The sequence below is a fragment of the Actinophytocola glycyrrhizae genome (assembly GCF_042653545.1).
In the GTDB taxonomy this organism is placed as follows: Bacteria; Actinomycetota; Actinomycetes; order Mycobacteriales; family Pseudonocardiaceae; genus Actinophytocola; species Actinophytocola glycyrrhizae.
The window spans coordinates 427,819-450,970 of record NZ_JBHSIS010000002.1 but is presented as its reverse complement, the minus strand read 5'-3'; the positions used below and the strand labels follow the sequence as shown (position 1 = coordinate 450,970).

Here is a 23,152-nt window from a genome sequence, read left to right as displayed (position 1 = left end):
GTGCTTAACGTAGACCCAGATTGCAACTCGACTTGCAGAATGGGTTCTCGTGGCTGTCGACAGTGGTAACAACCAGTCGGTGGAGCGGGCCGCGCAGTTGTTGCGGGCGCTGGCCGACGCCGGGCACACCCGTGTCCGGGCCTCCGACCTCGCCTCGGCGGCGGGGCTCGGGCTCTCCACCGCCTCCCGTCTGCTCGCGACCCTCGAGTCGCTCGGTTTCGTCGAGCGGGACCCGGTCACCTCGCTCTACCGCCTCGGACCGCTCGCGTTGCGGGTCGGGGGAGCGGCGGCCAACCAGCAACCGGTGCACCGCGAGGCGCGGCAGGTCGCGCAGAACCTGGCCGCCCGCCTCGGACTCGGCGTGAACGTTGCCCGCAGGCACGGTGACCGGCTCGTCTACCTGGTCAACGCCGAGGGTGAGCTGGCGCCGAGGTCGTTCACGCTGCTCGGGCAGACCAACCCGCTGCACGCGACCGGGCTCGGCAAGTGCCTGCTGCTCGGCTGCACCCCCGAGGAACGGCGCGAGCTCCTCGGGGACCTGACCGCGTTCACCGCCAGAACCGTCACCGAACTCCGCGCGCTGGAAACGGAACTCGACGAGGTCCGCGCGCGTGGCTACGCCATGGAGGTGGAGGAGCTGGCACTCGGCCGTGCCTGTGTCGCCGCGCCCATCCGCGACCGCGATGGCACCGTCGTCGCCGCGATCTCCGTCTCCGGGTCGCTGTCCGCGCTCGACCTCGCCAACCGCCGCGACGAGCTGGCGCAGGTCGTGATCGAGACCGCCGACACCGTCAGCACCGCACTCGGCTACACCGCGACCGCGCTGACCAACTGAAACAACCCCGCCCGTCTGCACAGGACAAAGGAGTCCCGATGAGACGTGTCATCCTCGCCTGCCTCGCGCTGCTGCTGGTACTGCCCGCCACCGCTGCCGCCGAGCAGGTGCCCTACCGCGTGGACGCCTCCAACCAGGCGGGCTGGTGGCGCCCGCTCGACGAGCTGAACGGCTCGCTGTACGTCGCCTACAACGCGTGGGGCGGTCCGGGCCCGACGAACGGCGGCGCCGGCGACACCCACACCGTCTACATCGGACGCAAGGCGCCGGACGGCACGTGGACGAGAGGCTGTCTCAAGGCCGGGGGCGGCGCGTGTGCCGTGTACCCGGACGACATCGGCCACAAGCAACCGTCGATCGCGGTCGACGGCGACGGGTACATCCACGCGTTCGTCGCCATGCACGGCGACAACTGGATCTACTACCGGTCGGCGGCGCCCGGCGACGTCACGACCATGGTCAACCGGTCCGCCGACCTGCCAGACCAGGGTGACCAGTACACCTACCCGAACCTCACCCGGGTCGACAACGGCGACGTGTACCTGGTGATCCGCGCCTACCCCGAGGGCAGGCTGTACCGGTGGGACAACGCGGCGAACCGGTGGACCCGGACCGCGGTGTTCGCCAGGTCCCCAGGCTACGTCGCCTACCCGGACGATGTGGCCGGCGACGGGAACGGCAACCTGCACATCTCGTGGGAGTGGGCCTACGGCGGCACGAACCCGTTGCGGCACCTGGGTTCCTACCTGCGGTACGACATCTCGACCGGGCGGTTCCACAACGCGGCGGGCACCGTGGTCACCACGCCGGCGACCGTCACGAGCCCGGTCGTGTACCAGCCGGTCGAGGGGACCGAGGACCAGACCGACCGTGACGACGCCACTCGCCCACCCGGCGTGCAGAGCGCGAAACTGGCGCTGGCGGGCGGGAAGCCGGTCGTCGCCTACCGGTACCGGACCGTCCACGGTGGACGATGGCACGTGCGGGTCGCGCAGTGGACCGGGACCGCGTGGCAGCGGAGCACGGTGTACGCGGGCGCCTACGACACGCACGCCGCGATCGACGTCACCGCGTGGGGCGGCGGCCTGCGGGTGTACTACGCGAAGAAGGCGACCGCGAGTGGTGACCAGGCGTTCGCCGCGAGCCCGTCGGGGAGCGCGTGGACGGAGACGGCACTGCTGCCGGGGGTGGACACGCAGCGCCTCGCGGTGATCCGCCGCGCGGGCACCGACCATCTGTACCTCACCGCGCCGACCGACCACCAACTCCACGTCCGCACGTTCGCCTGGTAAACCGGGAGGTCCCCATGCGCAGAAGTGTCCTGCTCACCGCTCTCGTACTCACGGCGGCCGCGGCCACCGCCGTCCCGGCCGCCGCCGATCCACCCGCCTCCGGCTACACGCTCGTGTTCAGCGACGAGTTCACCGGCACCGCGCCCAACACCTCGGTGTGGAACTTCCGCACCGACGTCAAGGCGGGCAGTGCGCAGCGGCCGGAGAACATCACCGTCGGCGGCGGGCTGATGACCATCAACCTGAAGGCGGAATCCCCGCAGTACCAGGGAAAGAACTGGAGCGGCGGCGGACTGGTCAGCAAACGCGCGCTGCGGTACGGCTACTACGAGACCCGTGCGAAGCTGCCGGACGTCGGCGGCTGGCACACGTCGTTCTGGATGATGGCGGGCGATGGCAGCACCACGTTCGGCAGCCAGCGGCGCACCGAGATCGACGTGCTGGAGAACGACTCCGTCAACGCACGCACCATCCACAGCGGGGTGCACGCGTGGAACGGCACCGGCGACGGCGGGTACCACCCCGGCTCGACCTACGACTCCGGTCTCGACCTGCGCCAGTGGCACACCTACGGCGCCGACTGGTCGGAGACGTCGGTGAAGTTCTACGTCGACGGGCAGTTGCGCCACACCACGCCGTACACGCCGAACCAGTGGACGCACGACTACCTCAACATCTGGCTGACCAGCATCGCCTACCCGCAGACGGCGAACGGGCCGTCCACGGCGCAGTTCGACTACGTGCGGTACTGGCAGAAGGACTACTACCTCGACAACGACGGCCCGGCGGCGTACGGGTACGGCGAGACCGGCGGCTGGCACGACTCCAGCGTCGACGGCTGGAACCACATCTCGCCGAGCCGCTACGCCACCTGCCACACGGCAGGCAACACCGCGACGTGGCGGCCGAGGCTCGGTGCCGCCGGCAGCTACCAGGTGTACGCGTGGAAGATCGCGCACTCCGGGAGCGACCCGAACGCCCGCTACGACGTCGGCCACAGCGGTGGCACCGCCACGAAACGGGTGGACGGCACCGCGGGGACGAGCGGCTGGGTGTCGCTCGGCACGTACTCGTTCGCCGCGGGGGAGAGCGGATACGTGAAGCTCACGTCCAGCGGTGTCGGCTGCGCGCGGGCGGACGCGGTGAAGTTCGTCCGGATCTGACGGGAAGGGCTCTCGTTCGGGAGCCCCGCCCGGCCGCGTAACCCGGTAGCCTTCCGTTTGGTGAGGACGGTCGAACCCGACGAAACCGACGACGTCGGCGCGGTTCGTGAGCTGCGTGGTGCGCGTGCCGTCGTGCTGGGGTTCCTCGGCACGCTCCTCGCCGGTCGCGCCGTCGACGCCTTCGACCACGGCGAGCTCTGGTTCGCGCTGTTCGTCATGGCCCCGTTCGTCCTGCCCATCTGGTTCGCGAGCGGGGTCGCGCGCAGGCAGTGGACCCGGCTGCGCTGGTGGCTGCTCGGCGTGCAGGCCGTACTGACCTACCTCCCGTTCGCGTTGTTCGGCAACGGGTGGGTCGGCGGGATCTCCGGGCTGCTGGCCGGGTTGGTGCTGCTCACGGTGTCGGCGCCGGCGTCATGGTTCTGGTGCGGCGCGCTGGTGGTCGCGGAGGAGGTGCTCTGGCTCGGGGTCGTCGGGCCGCCGTACACACCGGCGGTGCACGCGGCGCTGTGGCTGCTGATCGCGTTCGCGAACAACGGGCTCGCCCTGTTCGGCCTGACGTGGCTGGCCGAGCTGGTGCGGCAGATCGCGTCGACCCGCGACAAGCTGGCCGCCGCCGCGGTCACCCGGCAGCGGCTGGCGGTGGCCGAGCGGCTGCGGTCGATGATCGGGGATCGGGTCCAGGCCGTCACCGACCACGCGAAGGCCGCGCGGACGGCACTGCCGGACCGGCCGGACCTCGCACGTGCTGAGGTCGCGGCGGCCGGGGTCACCACCCGCGAGATGCTCGCCGAGGCGCGGGCGATCGCGGCGGACCCGGACGAGCGGATCGGCGCCCGGCAGGAGACCGGCGTGGTGCTCGCGCCCCGCCTCGCGACGGGTGTGCTGCTGGCCGTGCTGGTGCTGTTCGCCACGCAGAACGTCGCGAACGTGGCGCTGCCCGGGGGCACTGGCTACCCGGTCGGCGCGCTCGTGGTCGCGGTGGTCACCGGGATCGCCATCACCGCGTTGCAGCTGCGGCACTCCGACATCGGCGGCGACGGCCGCCCGCCTGCGTGGCGGTGGAGCTTCGCCGCACAGGCGGTGCTGACCTACGTCCAGTACCCGTTGCTCGGCGCGGCCGGACTGGCGTTCGCCGGGTTCCTCGCCGGGTCGGCGCTGCTGCTGTTCCCGGACCGGGTGCGGTGGGTGTGGTTCGGCGCGATCGTCGCCAGCATGCCGGTGCTGGTCCTGATCACACCGGGTGGGTCGCTGCGGTGGACCGGGTACGCCACCGCGACCGCCGTCGCGTTCGGGCTGCTCGTGTACGGGCTGGCGTGGCTGACGCGCCTCGCGGTCCGGATGACCGCGTTGCGGGAGGAGTTGGCGGAGCTGGCCGCGGTGCGGGAACGGCTGCGGCTGGCGCGGGACACACACGACCTGCTCGGTCTCGGCCTCTCGGCGATGGCGTTGAAAACGGACCTGGTCGCGGCACTGATCGGCCGCGACGACGCCCGGGTCCGGTGCGAGCTTGACGAGCTGGTGTGGCTGTGCGCCAAGGCGGGCAACGACGCCCGGCTGGTCGCGTCGGCGGACCTGCGGCTGTCGTTCGCGAGCGAACTGGGGCTCACGTTCGACATCCTGACGTCGGCGGGCATCGCGGTGCGGCTGCCCGACCGCCCGCCGCCGATGTCGGAGGAGGTCGACGTGGTGCTGGCGACGGTCGTGCGGGAGGCGGTCACGAACATCCTGCGGCACAGCGCGGCCCTGCACTGCACGATCACGCTTGCGGTCACCGAGGGCACACTGCGGCTGCGCGTCGGCAACGACGGCCTGGTCGAGGAGGCCGCGCCGGGCACGGGCAGCGGCCTGGCCAACCTGCGTGCCCGCGTCGAGATGGTCGGCGGCCGGTTCACGGCCCGGTGCACGGGCCGCGAGTTCGAGGTGGTGGCGGAGCTGCCGTACAGCTAGTGCCCGTGTCCTTGGATCTTCGTGCAAGGTCTTGGCCTGATCAGCAGTCACCTCAGGGGAACGTGACGGCGCTGGGTCACCAACCGCCTGCGGTCCGCAGTTTCGCTGAGCCGGGACCAACACTGAATTCCGGGGCCGATGCCGTGAATGGGCCGTTCAGGGCGCTGAGCGCCCTGAACGCGCCTTTCAGGGCACCGACTAGAGCCAGCGGGCTCGCAGGTCGGGGCGGAGCCAGGCGGCGGGTGAGGCGATGGACAGCCCGCCGTCGACCGGTAGGACCGCGCCGGTGACGAACCCGGCCCCGGCGAGGAACACGACCGCGGCGGCGACCTCGTCGGGCCGTCCGACACGCCGCAGCGGGTAGCCCTCGGCGACCTCCGGCAGGTCCGCGTTGCCGATCATGCCAGGGGCGACCGTGTTCACCCGTACACCCGACGGCCCGTACTCGAGCGCGAGCTGCCGGACGAGCCCCTCGACCCCGGCCTTGGCGGCCGCGTACGCGGGCAGCCCCGGCGCGGCGAGCGTGGCGTTGACCGAGGAGACCGCGACGATCGCCCCGCCGGACGGCAGCCGCTTCAAGGCCGCGCGTGCCACGAAGAACGCGGAGTCCAGGGTCGCGCCGACGGCGGCCCGCCACTGCGCGTCGGTGGTGTCGACCGCGGCCGCGACGGGCTGTGCGGCGGCCGCGAGCACGACCACGTCGAGCCTGCCGAGCAGGTGGTGCGCGGACTCGACGGCGACCGCCGCCGCGGCCGGATCCGCGCAGTCGGCGGCGATCGTCTCCGCGAACGCGGGGTCCTCGTGCCGTTCGAGGGACACCCCGACGACCCGGTCCCCGCGCACGGTGAACGCCCGCCCGATCGCCAGCCCGATCTCGGAACTGCTGCCGACCACGAGCACCCCGAGGCCGGTCACCGCGCACCGCCCGAGGAGGCCAGGGCGGTCATCGGGGCACGCCCGGAGCCGGGGGTGGTGCCAGGTCCGTCAGCACGGCGTCCAGTTCCGCCAGTGTCGCGCGGCCAGGGGTCCCGGCGGGGGAGCGGACCGTCGAGTGCGCGATGATCCCGCGTCGCACCAGGACCTCCTTGTGGATCGCCCACGCCACCCCAGGCTGCAGACCGCACAGGACCAGCGGCAGCAGCCGGGTGAACGCCGCCCGTGCCCGCGCGGTCCGCCAGTCCGCCAGCACCGGCGCGAGCAGGTCGGGGAACTCGCACGCGGGCATCGTGCCGACGGCGCCGCCCGCGTACTCCGCCAGGCAGAACTGCGCGTTCTGTCCGCCGAGCACGGCGAACTCCGGGTCGCCCACCGCGTCCACCACGGCCGCCACCTTGGGGGCGGTCGGTGGTGCCTCCACCTTCACCGACGTGACGCCAGGCAGTTTCGCCAGCTCCACGATCAGCGGCACCGGCATCGTGATCCCCGTGGCGCCCGGCGCGTCCTGCACCATCACCTCCCTGCCCGCCGCCGCGACCGTCGCGTAGAACTCGACCAGTTGCGCGGGGCCGGGTTTGACCATGAACGGCGGCAGCACCATCAGTGCCGAGGCGGCGTCGAACGCGGTCACCTGTTCCAGTGCGGTGACCGTGGCCGTGGCGGCCACTCCGGCGACGACCGGCACCGCGCCCGCGACGACCTCGGTCACCTCCCGCAGGATGAGGGCTCGCTCGGCGGCGGTGAGCGCGAAGTTCTCGCTCGCCATGCCGAACACCGCCACACCGTCCACACCGGACGCGAGCTGGAACTCCGTCAGCCTGCGCAGGCTGGGCAGGTCGAGCGACCCGTCCGGCAGGAACGGGGTGGCGAGGATCGGGACGAGACCGTGCACGGTGTGCGGCACTGGCTGGGACTCCTTCAACCGGCGAGCGCGGCCACGGCGTCGGCGTCGACCTCGACGCCGAGCCCGGGGCCCTGGGGGAGGGACATGGTGTGCGCGCCGACAGGCAGCGGCGCGCGGAGGATCCGGTTGCCGACCTCGTAGGAGGTCGGCTGGTACTCGAACGACGGCAGGTCCTCGACCGCCGCCGACACCGCGAGGCCGGCTGCGAGCGCGACGCCGAGCCCCACGGAGTGGTGCGGCGCGACCGGCACGTGCCTGGCCGCGCACACCTCGTTGATGGCCATCGCCTCGGTGATGCCGGTGCGGGCCACGTCCGGCTGCGCGATCCGCAGCGCCCGCCGCGTCACCCACTCGTCGAACTCGTAGCGAGTGCGCAGCGCCTCGCCGACCGCGACCGGCACCGCCGACCGCGCGACCAGTTCGGCGTGCCCGGCGACGTCCTCCGGTGCGAGCGGTGCCTCCAGGAACCACCCGTCCCGCTCGGCCAGCCCGGCCGCCAGCCGCAACGCGTCGGTCACCGGGTACGCCCAGTGCGCGTCCACCGCGATCCGCAGCCCGGGTGCCGCCGCCCGCACGGCGTCCACAGTGGCCAGATCCGCCGCGACACCGTTGCCGAGGTGCAGCTTCACCCGCTTCGCGCCACGACCGGCCCATTCCGCGGCGAGCGCCGCGCGTTCGGCGTCGGTCGGCTTCGGCAGGCCGGACACGTACACGGGGATCTCCTCGCGGAACGCACCGCCGAGCAGGTCGGCGACCCGGCGGCCGGTGACCCGGCCCGCGAGGTCCCACAGTGCGATGTCGACCGCGGCGAGCGCGTCGGCCTGGTGCCCGACCAGGTGGCCCCGTTCGCGCATGAGGTCACGCAGCCGCGACCACGCCGGGCGCGGCGCGACCGCCGACATCCCGCGCAGCACCGGCGCCAGCAGCAGGTTCACGATCGCCGCAGGCACCTCGGGCGCGACCGGCGCGAGGGCCTCGCCCCAGCCGGTGGTCCCGTCCTCGGCGGTGACGCGGACCAGCAGCGTCTCGTAGCGGTCGGAGTAGATGCTCCGCCAAGGCGGCCGGACCGCGTAGCCCGGGTCGGGAGAGGAACCGTCAGCAAGGGCGCCCAGGTACGCACTGTCAGCCCGCAGTTTCAGGATGTAGGTATCGACACCCACTATCTGCATATGAATCCCAACATGTGCTTGACGGTGGCCAACATGTGCGCAAGAGTCGCACATGTTGCGAGAGCGTTTCAAGTGAGGAGTCCCCGCCGTGGCCGCCGAAGCAGGCACCAACCAGAGCGTCGAACGCGCAGCCTCCGTGCTGGGCGCGTTCCTGGAGGGACGTGCGGAACTGCGGGTGTCCGACGTGGCCAAGCACTCCGGGCTCGGCCAGTCCACCGCGTCCCGGCTCCTCGCCACGCTGGAGCAGATCTCCTACGTCGAGCGCGACCCGGTGAGCGGGCTGTACCGGCTCGGGCCCGCGCTGATCACACTCGCCGGGGTCGCCGTCAACCAGCACCCGGTGCACCGCGAGGCCCGGCAGCGCACCCAGGACCTGGCCCACACGCTCGGTCTCGGCGCCAACGTGGCCGAACGCCGCGACGACACCATGTTCTACCTGTGCAACTTCGAGGGGAAGCTCGCCCCGAAGTCGTTCGTCCTCATGGGACAGCGCAACCCGTTGCACGCCACGGGCATCGGCAAGTGCCTCCTGCTGGGCGTGCCCGACCGCAGGGCCCTGCTCGGCGAGGACCTGCACCGCTACACCCCGAACACCGCGGCGACCCACGACGAGCTGGACCGGATCGTCGAGCAGGTGCGGACGCAGGGCTACGCCACCGAGGTCGAGGAGCTGGCGCTGGGCAGGGCGTGCGTCGCCGCGCCGATCCTGGACCGCACCGGCAGCGTCGTCGCGGGCATCTCCATCTCCGGGCCCCTGTCCGCCATGGACCTGGAGCGCCGCGAGGAGGAGCTGGCCCGCCGCGTCATCGAGGTGGCGGACGCCATCAGCGTCGGCCTCGGCTACCTTGGCCCGGTCCACGCCCCCGCGAGCCGGTCATGACCACGGTCACCCGCAGGCAGGGCACCCCGGCGAAGGGGCTGTCCGGCGGCGCGTTCGCGATCCTCCTGGTGCTGCCCGGGCTCGCGCTGCTCGTCGCGGTCGTGCTCTATCCGCTGATCTCCTCGCTGGTCACGGCTTTCTTCGAACAGAGCCTCGTCGCGCCGGGCCGCCGCTTCGTCGGGCTGGCGAACATCACCGCGGTCCTCCGCTCCGACTTCCTCCCGCTGCTGTCGCAGACGCTCGTGTTCACGGTCGGCACCACGGTCGTGCCCTTCGTCATCGGGTTCGCGCTCGCGCTGGCGCTCAACACCCGCATCTCAGGCCGCGGCTTCCTGCGAGGGGCGTTCCTGTTGCCGTGGCTGGTGCCCGCGGTGGTCACGTCGTTCCTCTGGATGTGGATCTTCAACGCGAACTACGGCGTCGCCAACGGCGTGCTGGAGACGCTGGGGATCGTCGACGAGCCGCAGGCGTGGCTGTCCAGTCCCGGCACCGCGATGGCGGCGGTGATCATCGCCAAGACGTGGGCCAGTTTCCCGTGGATGATGGTGATGCTCCTGGCCGGCCTGCAGACCGTGCCACCCGAGCTGCACGAGGCGGCCCAGGTCGACGGCGCGGGCACGATCCGCCGGTTCCGGGCGGTCACCGTGCCGCACCTGCGCGGGATCATCGGGCTGGTGCTGCTGCTGGAGCTGATCTGGAACTTCCAGCACTTCGACACGATCTACGTGATGACCGGCGGCGGTCCGGCCGGGACCACGGAGACCTTCGCCGTCGCCGTGTACGACACCTTCTACAAGGGACACGACCTCGGCCGCGCCGGCGCCATCGGTCTGCTGTGGATGCTGCTGCTGCTCGTGCTCGTCGTCGGCTACCTCCGCGTGGTGGACCGGGAGGAGAAGGCATGACGACCACAGTGGACAGCCCGGTGCTCGCCCCGGCGGAGACCGAGGCCAGGCCCCGCCGCCGTTCGCCCCTGGACCGCGAACGGCCCGGCGTGCGGATCGCGGCCCTGGCGACGATCGTCGTGTTCGGCGGGTTCGCCCTGCTGCCGGTGTACTGGATGCTGACGACCGCGCTCACACCGGACGGGAAGGTGTTCGCCTACCCGCCCGCGCTGTTCCCGACCGAGGTCACCTTCGAGCACTTCGCGTCGCTCGCCGGGAACTCGCAGCTGTTCGACTACCTGGTGAACAGCGCGATCGTCTCCGGCGTCACCGCCGTGCTGTCGGTCGTCGTGTCGGCGTACATGGCGTACTCGTTCTCGAAGTACCGCTACCGCGGCCGCCGGTCGCTGATGTACCTCGTGCTGTCGTCGCAGATGTTCCCGCAGGCACTGCTGCTCGTGACCCTGTACGCGGTGTTCGACGCCTACGACCTGCTCAACACCTACACGGCGCTGGTGCTGTCGTTCACCACGTTCACGCTGCCGCTGTGCGTGTGGATGCTGAAGGGGTTCTTCGACACCATCCCGGACTCGCTGATCGAGGCCGCCCGCGTCGACGGCGCCTCCCAGCTGCGGATCATCCACTCGGTGATCGTGCCGCTGTCCGGTCCCGGTCTGGTGGCCGCCGGACTGTTCGCGTTCGTCCGCGGCTGGAACGACTTCATCTTCGCCCTCACCCTCGCGGGCCCGGACAAGCAAACCCTTCCTCCCGGTCTCGCCAACACCTACCTCGGCGAGGCGCAGACGGCGTGGCCGGAGCTGATGGCCGCCTCGCTCGTCGTGTCACTGCCCGTCGTGATCGCGTTCATCGCCCTGCAGCGCTTCCTGGTCGGCGGCCTCACCGCCGGTGCCGTCAAGGGCTGACCCACCCCGTTTCTCTTCCCCGGAGGTCACTGATGACTACCGCCTACAGCCGTCGCCGCATGCTCCAGATCCTCGGCGCGGCCGGGCTCGGCGCCGCTGGGCTCGCCGCGTGCGCACCCGCGCCGAAGGAGACCGCGCCGCTCGCCGCCGACGACCCGAGGGCCGACGAGAAGACGTTCTCGTTCGCGTCGTGGACGTTGAACGAGGAGGCGGGCAAGCCGGTCGTGCAGGGCATGATCGACACGATCAGCGCCAAGGACGGCCTGACCGTCGACGGGATCTCCTACCCGTACAACGAGTACCTCAACCAGCTGACGCTGCAGGTGCGGGGCGACAAGCTCGTCGGCGCCGCGCAGCTCGACATCGCGTGGCTCGGTGCGCTCGCGTCGCTGGGCAAGCTGCGTGACCTCGGCGACGCGGCGAAGGACGGCGGCTACACCGAAACCGCGCTGGAATCCGGGAAGTACCAGGGCAAGCAGCTGGGTCTGCCGTGGACGACGGGCGCGATCGGCCTGGTCGCCAACTCCGAGCTGCTGTCGCGTGCGGGCATCACGGAGTTCCCGGAGACGATCGAGGACTTCGAGGCGGCACTGGTCGAGCTGAAGGGCCTCGGCGGCGGTGTGGTGCCCTACGCCGCGTCGACGAAGGTGGCTCAGCTCAAGGACATCCTGTTCTGGATGAAGACGTTCGGCAGCCCCCTGCTCGACGGGGACACGGTCACGATCGGCGACGACGCGTCGGTCGAGGCGGTCGCCTGGTACAAGAAGCTGTACGACCAGAAGCTGATCGCCCCGGACGTGGACCGGTTCGACGCGCGCGCCCTGTTCAGCCAGGGCCGGGCCGCGATCTACGACGACGCGATCGTCGGCAAGGGCACGGTCGTGAAGGACTCGCCGGACCCGGCGCTGGCCGACAAGCTCGAACCGGTCGCCCGCCCGGTGCTCAAGTCGGGTGACGACCCGCAGGCACAGCTGTGGGGCCACGTGATCGTCGTGGTCGAGGGTGTGGCCGCCAACACGGCGACGTCGTTCGCCACGTGGATGACCTCCGACCAGGCCGCCACCGACGAGCTGTTCGCCAAGCTGGCGCTGCCCCCGACGACGGAGAAGGGCCTCGCGTCCTCCGCCGTGGCGAACGACCCGTTCACGAAGGCGTTCAGCGAGAAGATCACGAAGACCGCGAGCCAGAACCCGTTCTGGCGGTTCCCCGAGTACGCGCAGATGGAGACGGTGATCGCCGAGCAGGTGCAGGCCGTGCTGATCGGCAGCTCGTCACCCGCCGACGCGATGAGGACGGCGGGCGAGCAGGTCCAGGCGCTGGTCAAGTAGCCGGCGACGCGACCCTCGCGCGCATGGTCACGCAGCTGACCGTCCTGCTCGCCGCCGAGAGGTGATCACGCGCCGGTGACGCCGTCGATGCCCTCGCGCAGGAGGTCGGCGTGGCCGTTGTGGCGGGCGTACTCGTGGATCAGGTGCAGCATCACCAGTCGCAGCGAGACGTCCGCCGCCCAGCGCGGGTTGTACGCGGTGACGTCGAGGGACTCCGCCTCCCGCTCGATGCGGCGGGCGTGCTCGACCTCGGTCTCCCACGCGGCGAACGCCTCCGCCCGCGTGCCGGCCGAGGCGTCGTAGGCGACCTGGTAGTCACCGTCGGCCGACCACACCAGCGGCAGGTCCTCGCCGTTGATCACCTTGCGGAACCACGTGCGCTCGACCTCAGCCATGTGCCGCACCAGACCCAGCAGGGTCAACGTGGACGGTGGCATGGACCGGGTGCGCAGGTCGTCGTCCGAGAGCCCATCGCACTTCATCGCGAGCGTGGCGCGGTGGAAGTCGAGAAAGGTGCGGAGGGTCTCGCGTTCGCCGCCGGTCAACGGCGGCTCAGGGCGTTCGATCACGTGTGGAAAGGGTACGGGGGCCGGTGCGTGCACCGGCCCCCGCATCAACCCCTGGTCAGCCCGCCGGGGTGAACTCCACCCAGTTCAGGTTGACCAATCCCGTGGCGGGTCCACCCGTGACGGAACGGAACACGAGGTAGAGCCGGTGCCCGCCGGCCGGCTGGGCGACCGGCACGGTCTGGCTCGCCCACGCGTTGTTCCCGCTCGTCGCGGCCAGCGTCGCCGTCGTGACCAGCGGTCCGGTCGGCGAGTCGAGCCGCAGCTCCACCGCCGCCCTCGGCTGGCCGACCGTGGCGGCCGACCCACCCGAGTGCCGGAACGTCACCGCCGTCGCGTCGCCCAGGTTGATCGGGTCGAACGCGATCAGGTCACCGTTGTCGATGGCGCCGACCTGCTGCCCACCGCCGGTGTCCGAGGTGTTCGCGATCTCGACGCCCTGCCGCACCTGTGCGAACTCCGCCTGCTGGCGCGGCGTCTGGATGACGGTCTGCCCGATCGTCGTCAGCGGAGCCTGACCGCCGCCGCCGAGGTCGGTGTACTGCGCGCTGATCCCGCCATACAGGTAGCCACCCGCGTGGTCGGCGCCGTCCTCCGGGCTCGGCAGGACGCCGGTGCAGCCCGTCGTCGACGCGTCGCCGTGCCCGTGGCCGTCGTGGCCGAGCACGAACGTCACGGTCACCCGCGAGCAGTCGATCGCGCCGTCCTCCGGGTCGGTGACCGCCACCTCGAACGGGACGGTGTCGCCCCAGTCGAAGAACGACCCCGCGACCGGCGACACGACCGCCACCGTCGGTGCGGTGTTGCCGACCGTGATGACGCGGGTCAGCACCGCGGTCTTGCCGCTCGAGTCCGTCACCGTGAGCTTCGCGGTGTAGGTCCCGTTCGCCGTGTAGGTGTGGGACGTGACCGGGTCCGCCGAGTCGACGGTCCCGTCGTTGGTGAAGTCCCACGCGTACGAGATGGACTCACCCGGGTCCGGGTCGTGGCTGCCCGTGCTGTCGAACGACACGGTCAGCGGCGCCGTGCCCGAGGTTGGTGTGGCGTCCGTGACCGCGACCGGCGATCGGGTGCCCTTCACGTACCGGATCACCGACAGCTGCGCGTCCGGGTTGGGGCGGAAGAACCCGTCGCCGTACTCGAGCACGTACAGGCTGCCGTCCGGCCCGAACTCCATCTCCATCGGGTTGTCGAACACGAACCCGGGCAGGAACTGCTCCACCCCGGTCAGGTTGCCCTTCCCGTCGGTGCGCATCATGAACAGCTTGTCCCTGGTGAACTCGCCGAACACCACCGAGTCCTGGTAGTACTCCGGGAACTTCGTCCCGGAAGCGGACTCGTCGTCGTAGGAGTAGATCGGTCCACCGTGCGGACCAACGCCGCCGGTGCCGATCACCGGCCACTTGAAGTCGCACGTGGTCGGCGGGTTGTCCAGGTAGGTGCCGGGGCACGGTGTCCGCGCCTCGTACGTGTACCAGAACTGCGCCTGCTGCACCGCGGGCAGAACCCGTCTGCCCGTGTTGTGCCGCGAGTCGTTCACCGGAGCGCCGCAGTTGAACGCCGAGCCCGGTGTCCTCGTGTCGAAGTCGTAGTCGAAGTACGGCAGGCTCGGCGAGACGCACAGGGGCCAGCCCCAGTTGCCCGCCTTGTTCGTGCTGAACCAGCGGCCGGTGCCTTCCGGTCCCCGCGCCGGGTTCGCGGTGCGCGAGTCGGGGGAGTAGTCCGCGACGTACACCCGGCCCGACGAGTCCACATCGAACCGGAACGGGTTGCGCAGGCCCATCAGGAAGATCTCCGGACGGGTCTTGTCGTCGTGGTCCTCCGCCTCGGGGAACAGGTTGCCCTTCGGGCTCGTGTAGGTCCCGTTGGCCCTCACCTTGATCCGCAACAGCTTGCCGCGCAGGTCGTTGGTGTTGGCCGACGAACGGCGCGCATCCAGCGCCGGTGCCGCGTTCGGCCCGTCGTTGATCGGCGTGAAGCCGTCCGACCCGCCCGCGTTGGTGTCGTCACCGGTGATCAGGTACAGGTTGCCCTTGCCGTCGAACTTGACCTTGCCCGCGACGTGGCAGCAGATGCCGCGGTCGGCGGCCACCCGGATGATCTGCTGTTCGGTGGCCATGTCCAGGTGCGGCGCCGGGGTGTCCACCATCTTCACGCGCGAGAGCTGGTTGTAGCCCTTGAACTTCTCCCACACCGTCGGGTCGGTGCTGGACAGCGGCGCGTCACCCTCGTTGACGCCCGGCGTCGACGGGTCGTCGACCGGGGTGTTCAACTTTGGTGAGTAGTAGATGTAGACCCACTTGTTGGTCTCGTAGTCCGGGTCGATCGCCAGCGTCTGCAGGCCGTCCTCGTCGTGGCTGTAGACGGGGACGGTCGCGATGACCGGGCTCGCGCCGGTGGCCGGGTCGTAGAGCCGGATCTCGCCGCCGCGGGTGTTGTGCAGGACCCGCCCGTCGGGCAGGACCGCGAGGGACATCGGCTCGCCGGGCTCGTCGTTGAGCGTGACCTTCTCGTAGTTGCCGAGCACGGTCGCGCCGCAGTCACCCTCGACGACACCGGCCGCCCACTGGATGCCGCCCAGCAGGTGCTTGCGCACGTTCTCGTTGCGGTAGGACTCGATGGAGTGGCCGAGGCCGGTGTACCAGCTCCGGCCGCCGACGTGGTCCTGGCACCAGGCGACCGGGTGGTCGAAGCCCATGGCGCCACCGGTGAACGACTTCTCGTCCGCCGTGGCCAGCACGTGCTGCTTGCCGCGCACGTTGGCCGCGAAGTTGTACCACTCCTCGGTCAGCGTCAGCGTCCTGCCCACCGTCTCGGTCGACGGGTGCGCGCGGTCGGCGACGGCCACGTTGCCCCGGCCGACGCTCGCGACACCGGACACCTTCGTGCCGACGAGGTTCTGGTAGAAGTCCCAGTCGGGCTCGGTCTCGGCGGCCGCGTGCACGCCGACGTAGCCGCCGCCGGCCCGGATGTAGCCCTCGAACGCGCTCTCCTGCGCGGAGTTCAGCACGTTGCCGGTGGTGTTGAGGAACACCACCGCCCGGTACTTCGCCAGGTTCTCCGTGGTGAACGCGCTCGCGTCCTGGGTCGCGGTCACCTGGAAGCGGTTGGCTTTGGCCAGGGTCCTGATGGTCGCGACGCCGTCCTTGATCGACGCGCGGCGCTCACCGTCGGTCTTCGTGAACACCAGGACCCGGTAGTTCCTTGGTGCCCTGGCGTCGGACCGGAGTGCTTCCGGGCCGTTCTCGGCGCCGGTCGAGGTGGGGACGTCCCCGGTCGCGGGCTCCGCCGCGACCGGGGTGGTGCCGGGCACGCTCAGCGCCGCGGCCGCGATGATGCCGGTGGCACTGACGAGCCACCGGCGTCTTCGGGAAACTGCCATGGTTCCCTCCACGCTCTGTTCGTGGTCAGCGCTTGTAGATGGTCAGCTCGGCCATGTTGGTGTAGCTCAGCGAGGCGAAGTCGATCGACTGCCCGGGGTTCGCCGCACCACCGGGTGCACTGTCCTGCTCCCAGTTGGCGTGGTGGAAGTCCTGCTCGCCGATCGTCTGGAAGAACTGCTGGAAGTTGATGTCACCCTCGCCGAGCGGCACCATGTCGTAACCGTTGCCCACGGCCGGGTTCTTGTTGCCGTCCTTCGCGTGGAACAGCGGGAACCGGGTCGTGCGCGGCGCGACGGTCAGGATCGGGTCGAACAGGTCGGTCCGCTGGTTGCCACGGCGGTCGGTGTAGGTGTGGTGCTTGTACCGGGCGACGTAGGCCCAGAACACGTCCATCTCGAAGAACACGTGGCGCGGGTCGGTCTTCTCGAAGAAGTACTCGAGGCGGCGCGTGCCGGAGGACCGCGTCGGCCTGCCGTTCGCGTCGAGCGGGCCGGAGTCCAGCAGGAAGCTGTAGGCCGCGTCGTGGTTGTGGGTGTAGAGGCGCAGACCGCGCTTGCGGGCCTTGGCGCCGAGCTCGTTCCACGTGTCGGCGGCGGCGTCCCAGTCCGACTGGTACGCGCTGTTGGTGGGGTCGCTGCCGGTGCCGATGTTGCGCATGCCCAGCTCCTGGGCGATGTCCATCTGCTGCTCGAACGTGGCCGGGTTGATCTGGGTGTGCGTGCCGTTCGCGACGAGGCCGTTGTCGTCGAGGATCTTGCGGATCTCGCGCGGTGTGATCTGGCGGCCGAGGATCGAGGTGTGCTGGTTGTAGCCCGCGAACTCGATCTCCTTGTAACCGATCTCGGCGAGGCGGGCGAGCACGCGCTCGAAGCCGTACGGGACTCCGCTGTCGTCCGGTGCGGCGGAGATCCGGTCGCGGACGCTGTAGAGGATGATGCCCCGGTTCCGGGACGGGATCAGCGGCTCGACGCGTAGACCCTTGCCGTGACCGTTCTTGCGGCCGTTGTCGTCGGCGAGCGCGGGGGTGCCGGTCGCGAGGACGGGGAGCCCTGCGGCACCGAGCACCGCGGCGGCGCCCGCGGACGCCTTGAACACGTCACGACGGTTGAACCGGGGCGTGGGTCTGTCGTGCTTGTCGCTCATGGAGAGATGACCTTTCTGCGGACAGGGCTCAGCCGTGGCGGAGGAGGGGAAGGGGCGCTGAGCCCGAAGGGATACTGACGTCCTGTGGAGGCCGGTGTTGGCTGCTTGTGACAGCCGTGTGAAGACTTCGGCGTGAAGTATCGCACGCTTTCTGCGAATACATGCATACTTTCGTTGATCAACAGCAAAAGTCGTCACCGTGATCAAAAGAGAACGTGTTCTTGTGTTGTCATGCGGTCCGGCGCAAGCTTGACGGCATGGACCTCGTCGCCCTGGAAGAGATCAAACGCCTCAAGCACCGCTACCTCCGCTGCGTCGACACGAAGGACTGGGAGGGGCTCGCGGACACCCTCGCCGTCGACGTCACCGCGGACTACGGCACGCCCGTCTACGGCAGTCCGCTCCACTTCGCGGGCCGGGACGCGCTCGTGGCGTTCCTGGGCGAGAAGCTCGGTCCGGGCATGGTCACCACACATTTCGCCACGCAGCCGGAGATCGACATCGCGGATGGTGCGGCGACCGGAAGGTGGGCCTTCCAGGACACCGTGATCGTCGTGGCGCACCGCGTGGTGATCACCGGCGCGGCGTACTACGAGGACCGCTACCGGCGCGACGCCGATGGCCGCTGGCGCATCGCCCACACCGGCTACGAGCGGCTCTACGAAGCCACGATGTCGCTCGACGACCTGCCCAGTTTCCGCTTGACCGCGAACCGTTGGCCGGTGGAACAGGTTGCAAGTCGAGAAGGTTGACGATTGAACGTCTGTGGCGGCGGGTAGTCGATCCGCCACGCCACGTGCCGGTTTCGCGGACAACCGGTGTGGTAGTCCCACCTCGGCTGATTCCGTGACCGAGGAGGGGCGATGCCGGACCCGGACCTGGACGAGGTGGACCGCAAGATCAAGGAAGCCAAGGCGGCGGTCCGCGACATCGAGCAACCGCACACCGAGACTGACGCGACAGCCCCGCCGGAGCCCGCGCACAAGGACAACGAGGAGGGTTTCACGCCCTCCTGAGACGCGGGAGTTCGACTACTGCGTCTGCTTGGCGCAGCTTGCATGTCTTCGACGTCAGCGGGCGGGCCATCCCAGTCGGCCGACTGTAACGACGGGCAGGCCCCACGCGATGAGGTGAATGGCCCTGCGGTGCTGGCGGACCCCCGACCTGGCAGCACCGCAGGGTTTTCCCATGTCCGGGGGGACCCCTCAGAGTCCGGTTCGGGATGCTCACTCACGCGGTGATGCGCGCCTTGTCGACCGTCCACGCGCGGGCCTGCTCGGACAACGTGATGCCCAGTCCCGGCCTGCCCGACAGGTGCATGCGCCCGTCGCTGGTCTCCAGGCGCTCGTTGAACAGCGGGTACAGCCAGTCGAAGTGCTCCACCCACGGCTGCGCTGGGTAGGCGGCCGCGAGGTGGAGGTGGATCTCCATCGCGAAGTGCGGGGCGAGGCCCACGTTCGCGTGCTCGGCCAGCGTCGCGAGCTTGAGGAACTGGGTGATGCCGCCGATGCGCGGCGCGTCCGGCTGCAGGATGTCGACCGCGCGGTGCCGGAGCAGCTCGTGGTGCTCGGCGACGCTGGTCAGCATCTCGCCGGACGCGACCGCGGTGGTCAGTCCGCGGGCCAGCTCGGCGTGCCCCTCGGCGTCGTAGGCGTCGAGCGGCTCCTCGATCCAGACGAGGTCGAACTCCTCAAGTGCCTTGCTCACGCGCATGGCCGTCGGCCGGTCCCACTGCTGGTTCGCGTCGACCATCAGCGGCACGTCCCGGCCGACGTGCTCGCGGACGGCGGCGACGCGGCGCAGGTCCTCGCGCCAGTCCGGTTGCCCGACCTTGATCTTGATGCCGCCGACGCCGGACTCCAGCGTGCGGGTGGCGTTGTCCTTGATCTGCTCGATCGTCTCGTGCAGGAAGCCGCCCGAGGTGTTGTAGCAGCGCACCGAGTCGCGGTGCGCGCCGAGCAGCTTCGCGAGCGGCAGGCCCGCGCGCTTGGCCTTGAGGTCCCACAGCGCGACGTCGATCGCCGCCAGCGCCTGCGTCGCGGCGCCGCTGCGGCCGACCGACGCGCCCGCCCACACGAGCTCGGTCCACAGCCTGCCGATGTCGTTCGGGTCCGCGCCGATCAGGTCCGGCGCCACCTCGCGGGCGTGCGCGAACTGGGCAGGCCCGCCCGCGCGCTTCGAGTAGCCGAACCCCACACCGTGGTGCCCGTCCTCGGTGGCGATCTCGGCGAACAGGAACGCGACCTCGGTCATCGGCCGCTGCCTGCCGGTGAGCACCTTCGCGTCGCTGACGCCGGTGGGCAGGGGCAGGGTGACCGACGAGAGCGTCACGGACGAGATCCGGTCGAGGACGACGTAGGTCATGCGACCATGCAACAACGTCGCGTGATGCCTGTCCAAGGCTTGTTGCGCATTGCTCGATACCTGAACGGCATTGGGTGCGCGGAAGGTCTCAGCGTGACAGGAGCTGCTTGAGCGGCAGCGACTCGTCACGCAGCTCGTCGGCCGTCACCGAGTGCGGGCTGTGCAGCGCGCGGCGCACGGCCAGCACGTCACCGGGCCGCCCGAGTGAGATCACGCCGTCGAGCCGCCCGTCGGTGAGGGAGAACGCCGAGAACACGCCCTCCTCGACCGACCCGCGCAGCACCAGGTCGTCCAGGTCGCGGACGCGGCCGACGGACTGGAGCTTGTGCTCGTAGTGGTCGGACCAGAACCAGTGCGGGTCGGTGTGCGGCTTCTCCTCGCCGGTGAGGTTCGCGGCCACGGTCTGGCCCTGCCGCAGCGCGTTGTCGTGGTGCTCGACCCGGACCCGCCTGCCGTGGTGGCTCTGGGCGGCGACGTCGCCGAGCGCCCACACGTCCAGCGCGGAGGTGCGGCCGAACTCGTCGACGAGGATGCCGTCGCCGGTCGCGATGCCTGCCCGCGCGGCCAGCTCCACGTTGGGCAGCGCGCCGACACCGACGAGCACCAGGTCCGCCTCGGTGCGGTGGCCGAGGTTGGAGTCGAGGACGAACCGGTCGCCGACCGGTGCGCACGTCTCGACGTACTCGCCAGTCCGCACCTCGACGCCGCGGGCCCGGTGGATGTCCAGCACTGCGGTGCCGATCTTCGCGCCGAGCACCCGCGCGAGCGGCGTCGGCTCCGGTTCGAAGATCGTCACCTGCTTGCCGAGCCCGACCGCCGACGCCGCGACCTCGCAGCCGACGAACCCGGCGCCGAGCACCACGACCCGCTCCGCGGCGGTCAGCTCGGCCCGCAGCGCGCGGGCGTCGGCCGCGGTGCGCAGGTAGTGGATCCGGTCGCCGTCGAAGCCGGCGAGTCTGCGGGCCCGCATGCCGGTGGCCAGCACGAGCGCGTCGTAGGGCAGATCCTCGCCAGTGTCCTTGCGACTGTTCTTGCCGCTGTCCGCACCGTCGGCGAGCCGGACCGTGCGCGCGGCGGTGTCCACGGCGGTGGCGCGGGTGGACAGGCGCAGCTCGACGCCGTTGTCGGCGTACCACTCCGGTTTGCGTGCCGGGACGACGTCCCCGCCCGCGAGGACGTCCTTCGACAGCGGCGGGCGCTCGTACGGCGCGTCCGGCTCGTCGGCAACGAGCACGATCTCGCCGTCGAACCCGCGCCGTCGCAGCGCGGCCGCCGTCGCGGCGGCCGCGACCCCGCCGCCGACGAGCACATATCTCATGGCACGTCTCCTGTCTTCCACCGCACATGCTGACCGCCGACGCTCGACTCCCGCACGATATTCGGTCGCCGCGTGCCGTGGCGCTCCGGCAGCATGGTGCTCCGGCGTGTTGCCCGGGGACCACGGAAGGGGCGCCGTGTGGCTGCTCGCAAGAGCGCGGTGTTGCTCGCGCTGCGCTACTACCGGCAGGAGCTGGGCCGGCAGAAACGGGTCTCCGTCCCGGCGTTGCTGATGCCGGCGCTGGGCAGCACCTGTGTGCTGTACGTGGCGCCGCTGATCGTCGCGGACCTGGCGGGCCGGATCGCGGGCGGTGCCCCGGCCTCGGTCGGCGCCGTGCTGCCGTGGGTGCTCGCGTTCGCCGGTGCGCTGCTGGTGGCCGAGGTGTTCTGGCGCGTCGGCCTGCACTGTCTCAACAGGACGGACGGGCGCGGGATCGAGAACCTGTACGTGCTCGGCATGAACGAGCTGCTCGCGAAGGACGCCGCGTTCTTCCACGACAACTTCGCCGGTTCGCTGACCAAGCGGGTGCTGAGCTTCGCGTCGCGGTTCGAGGAGTTCGTCGACACGATGGCGTTCTCGGTGTTCGCGACGCTCGTGCCGCTGACCTTCGCCTCGGTGGTGCTGTGGCGGTACGACCCGGTGCTGGTGCTCGTGCTGGTGTTCCTCCTCGCACTCACCGGGTTCGTGATCGCGCCGCTCGTGCGCCGCAGGCAGGCGCTCGTCGACGCGCGGGAGGCCGCGATCGCGCGGGTGGCAGGACACGTCGCGGACAGCCTCACGAACATGGCGACCGTGCGCGCGTTCGCCGCGGAGGACCGGGAGGCGGCCGAGCACCGCGGCCGCGTCGCCGAGCAGCGGCGCCTCGCCATCCGCTCGTGGGACTACGCGAACCTGCGGATCGACACCGTGGTCGCGCCGCTGTCGGTGCTGACCAACGTGGCGGGGCTGCTGCTCGCGATCGGCCTGGGCGGCGGCAGGCTCGGCGTCGAGGCGCTGATCGTGACGTTCTCGTACTACAGCAGCGCGACCCGCATCATGTTCGAGTTCAACCAGATCTACCGGCGGCTGGAGAGCTCGCTGACCGAGGCCGCGCAGTTCGCCGAACTGCTGCTCGACGAGCCGACCGTCCTCGACCCGAAGACACCGGAGCCGCTGCGCCGCGGCCCGGCCGACATCCGGTTCTCCGGTGTCCGTTTCGCGCACCCTGGCGCACCGCCGCTGTTCACGGGGCTGGACCTGGAGGTGCCCAGCGGCACGAAGGTCGGTCTGGTCGGCCGCTCCGGCGGCGGGAAGAGCACACTCACCCAACTGCTGCTGCGGATGATGGACGTCCAGGCGGGCACCATCAGCGTCGGTGGGCAGGACATCGCCCGGCTGCGGCAGGCGGACCTGCGGAGCCTGATCGCGTACGTGCCGCAGGAACCGGCGATGTTCCACCGGACACTGCGGGAGAACATCGCGTTCGCCCGGCCGGCGGCCACCGACGAGGAGATACTCGCGGCGGCGCGGGCCGCGCACGTCACCGAGTTCGCGGCGACCCTGCCCTCCGGGTTCGACACCCTGGTCGGCGAACGCGGTGTGAAGCTGTCGGGTGGCCAGCGCCAGCGCGTCGCCCTGGCGAGAGCGATCCTGCGGGACGCGCCGATTCTGCTGCTCGACGAGGCCACGAGCGCACTGGACTCGGAGAGCGAGGTGCTGATCCAGCAGACACTGTGGCGGATCATGGAGGACCGCACCGCACTCGTGGTCGCGCACCGGCTGAGCACCGTCGCTCGCATGGACCGGCTCATCGTCATGGACCACGGCCGGATCGTGGAACAGGGCAGCCACGAGGAGCTGCTCCGCGCGCAGGGCACCTACGCCCGCCTGTGGCGCCACCAGTCCGGCGGTTTCCTCGACGACACGGACACGGACAACCGCGCCACAACAAGCCGATAACGCCCCGAAAAGGCGCTTTCAGGTCGTTGAGCGTCCCAAAAGCGTCGGACATCCCCCGCCAACCCAGCGGGCGCCCGCAGGGGCGGACCCGGTGCCGTGTCACGGCACGACGAGTGTCGTGAATGGGCCGTTTGGGGCGCTGAGCGCCCTGAACGCGCCTTTCAGGGCATCACCCACGC

The 23,152-nt window shown here is 70.6% G+C and carries 19 protein-coding genes; 11 read left to right on the top strand and 8 right to left on the bottom strand.

All coding sequences use genetic code 11. The features are described from left to right. The first annotated feature begins 49 nt into the window (after positions 1-49). From ACFPCV_RS02085 to ACFPCV_RS02070, 4 genes are read left to right on the top strand one after another with little or no spacing between them, the layout of a single operon-like run. A complete protein-coding gene (locus tag ACFPCV_RS02085) occupies positions 50-835 on the top strand; it encodes an IclR family transcriptional regulator (RefSeq protein WP_378053849.1) in 786 nt (261 codons plus the stop codon). 38 nt (positions 836-873) lie between these two features. Further along, positions 874-2,127: a BNR-4 repeat-containing protein gene (locus tag ACFPCV_RS02080; protein ID WP_378053847.1), complete on the top strand. Its 1,254-nt coding sequence runs from the start codon at positions 874-876 to the stop codon at positions 2,125-2,127. Positions 2,128-2,141: 14 nt separating this feature from the next. After that, complete coding sequence (locus tag ACFPCV_RS02075) at positions 2,142-3,290, top strand: golvesin C-terminal-like domain-containing protein (protein WP_378053845.1); 1,149 nt, start codon at positions 2,142-2,144, stop codon at positions 3,288-3,290. A 60-nt stretch (positions 3,291-3,350) separates the two neighbouring features. Further along, positions 3,351-5,237: a histidine kinase gene (locus ACFPCV_RS02070; RefSeq protein WP_378053844.1), complete on the top strand. Its 1,887-nt coding sequence runs from the start codon at positions 3,351-3,353 to the stop codon at positions 5,235-5,237. A 198-nt stretch (positions 5,238-5,435) separates the two neighbouring features. Here ACFPCV_RS02070 and ACFPCV_RS02065 read toward each other — a convergent pair whose 3' ends face one another. The 3 genes from ACFPCV_RS02065 to ACFPCV_RS02055 are packed head-to-tail and all read right to left on the bottom strand — an operon-like array spanning position 5,436 to position 8,246. Next, on the bottom strand, positions 5,436-6,152 hold the full coding sequence (locus ACFPCV_RS02065) for an SDR family NAD(P)-dependent oxidoreductase (protein WP_378053841.1): 717 nt from the start codon (positions 6,150-6,152) through the stop codon (positions 5,436-5,438). Positions 6,153-6,180: 28 nt separating this feature from the next. Next, a complete protein-coding gene (locus tag ACFPCV_RS02060) occupies positions 6,181-7,077 on the bottom strand; it encodes a dihydrodipicolinate synthase family protein (RefSeq protein WP_378053839.1) in 897 nt (298 codons plus the stop codon). Positions 7,078-7,091: 14 nt separating this feature from the next. Beyond that, positions 7,092-8,246, bottom strand: coding sequence for a mandelate racemase/muconate lactonizing enzyme family protein (locus ACFPCV_RS02055; protein WP_378053837.1), 1,155 nt, complete (start codon positions 8,244-8,246; stop codon positions 7,092-7,094). An 88-nt stretch (positions 8,247-8,334) separates the two neighbouring features. Here ACFPCV_RS02055 and ACFPCV_RS02050 point away from each other — a divergent pair, with 88 nt between their 5' ends. From ACFPCV_RS02050 to ACFPCV_RS02035, 4 genes are read left to right on the top strand one after another with little or no spacing between them, the layout of a single operon-like run. Continuing rightward, the gene (locus ACFPCV_RS02050) at positions 8,335-9,126 is read left to right on the top strand and encodes an IclR family transcriptional regulator (protein ID WP_378053835.1); all 792 of its coding nucleotides are present in this window, start codon (positions 8,335-8,337) and stop codon (positions 9,124-9,126) included. After that, entirely contained in the window at positions 9,123-10,031 is a 909-nt protein-coding gene (locus ACFPCV_RS02045; protein WP_378053833.1) for a carbohydrate ABC transporter permease, read from the top strand. The genes ACFPCV_RS02050 and ACFPCV_RS02045 overlap by 4 nt, the downstream gene beginning before the upstream one ends. After that, on the top strand, positions 10,028-10,933 hold the full coding sequence (locus tag ACFPCV_RS02040) for a carbohydrate ABC transporter permease (RefSeq protein WP_378053831.1): 906 nt from the start codon (positions 10,028-10,030) through the stop codon (positions 10,931-10,933). The genes ACFPCV_RS02045 and ACFPCV_RS02040 overlap by 4 nt, the downstream gene beginning before the upstream one ends. Before the next feature lie 32 nt (positions 10,934-10,965). Further along, positions 10,966-12,261, top strand: coding sequence for a type 2 periplasmic-binding domain-containing protein (locus ACFPCV_RS02035; protein ID WP_378053829.1), 1,296 nt, complete (start codon positions 10,966-10,968; stop codon positions 12,259-12,261). Between the two features lie 65 nt (positions 12,262-12,326). Here the strand turns inward: ACFPCV_RS02035 and ACFPCV_RS02030 are convergent, their stop codons facing one another. The 3 genes from ACFPCV_RS02030 to ACFPCV_RS02020 are packed head-to-tail and all read right to left on the bottom strand — an operon-like array spanning position 12,327 to position 17,353. Beyond that, positions 12,327-12,830, bottom strand: coding sequence for a DinB family protein (locus ACFPCV_RS02030; RefSeq protein ID WP_378053827.1), 504 nt, complete (start codon positions 12,828-12,830; stop codon positions 12,327-12,329). Between the two features lie 55 nt (positions 12,831-12,885). After that, positions 12,886-16,209 carry a ThuA domain-containing protein gene (locus ACFPCV_RS02025; RefSeq protein WP_378053825.1) on the bottom strand — a complete coding sequence of 1,108 codons (3,324 nt, stop codon included), beginning with the start codon at positions 16,207-16,209 and terminating at the stop codon, positions 12,886-12,888. 25 nt (positions 16,210-16,234) lie between these two features. Further along, positions 16,235-17,353, bottom strand: coding sequence for a sugar phosphate isomerase/epimerase family protein (locus ACFPCV_RS02020; RefSeq protein WP_378053823.1), 1,119 nt, complete (start codon positions 17,351-17,353; stop codon positions 16,235-16,237). Between the two features lie 257 nt (positions 17,354-17,610). On the opposite strand from ACFPCV_RS02020, the gene ACFPCV_RS02015 reads away from it, so the two are divergent. Together ACFPCV_RS02015 and ACFPCV_RS02010 are read left to right on the top strand one after the other, a co-directional pair. Further along, positions 17,611-18,105: a nuclear transport factor 2 family protein gene (locus ACFPCV_RS02015; RefSeq protein ID WP_378053821.1), complete on the top strand. Its 495-nt coding sequence runs from the start codon at positions 17,611-17,613 to the stop codon at positions 18,103-18,105. A 111-nt stretch (positions 18,106-18,216) separates the two neighbouring features. After that, complete coding sequence (locus tag ACFPCV_RS02010) at positions 18,217-18,369, top strand: hypothetical protein (RefSeq protein ID WP_378053819.1); 153 nt, start codon at positions 18,217-18,219, stop codon at positions 18,367-18,369. A gap of 214 nt (positions 18,370-18,583) precedes the next feature. On the opposite strand, the gene ACFPCV_RS02005 is transcribed toward ACFPCV_RS02010, so the two are convergent. Both ACFPCV_RS02005 and ACFPCV_RS02000 read right to left on the bottom strand, forming a co-directional pair. Continuing rightward, complete coding sequence (locus ACFPCV_RS02005; RefSeq protein WP_378053817.1) at positions 18,584-19,717, bottom strand: L-talarate/galactarate dehydratase; 1,134 nt, start codon at positions 19,715-19,717, stop codon at positions 18,584-18,586. Between the two features lie 88 nt (positions 19,718-19,805). Beyond that, the gene (locus tag ACFPCV_RS02000) at positions 19,806-21,035 is read right to left on the bottom strand and encodes an NAD(P)/FAD-dependent oxidoreductase (protein ID WP_378053815.1); all 1,230 of its coding nucleotides are present in this window, start codon (positions 21,033-21,035) and stop codon (positions 19,806-19,808) included. A gap of 138 nt (positions 21,036-21,173) precedes the next feature. On the opposite strand from ACFPCV_RS02000, the gene ACFPCV_RS01995 reads away from it, so the two are divergent. Continuing rightward, positions 21,174-22,973: an ABC transporter ATP-binding protein gene (locus ACFPCV_RS01995; RefSeq protein ID WP_378053813.1), complete on the top strand. Its 1,800-nt coding sequence runs from the start codon at positions 21,174-21,176 to the stop codon at positions 22,971-22,973. Positions 22,974-23,152: the final 179 nt, after the last annotated feature.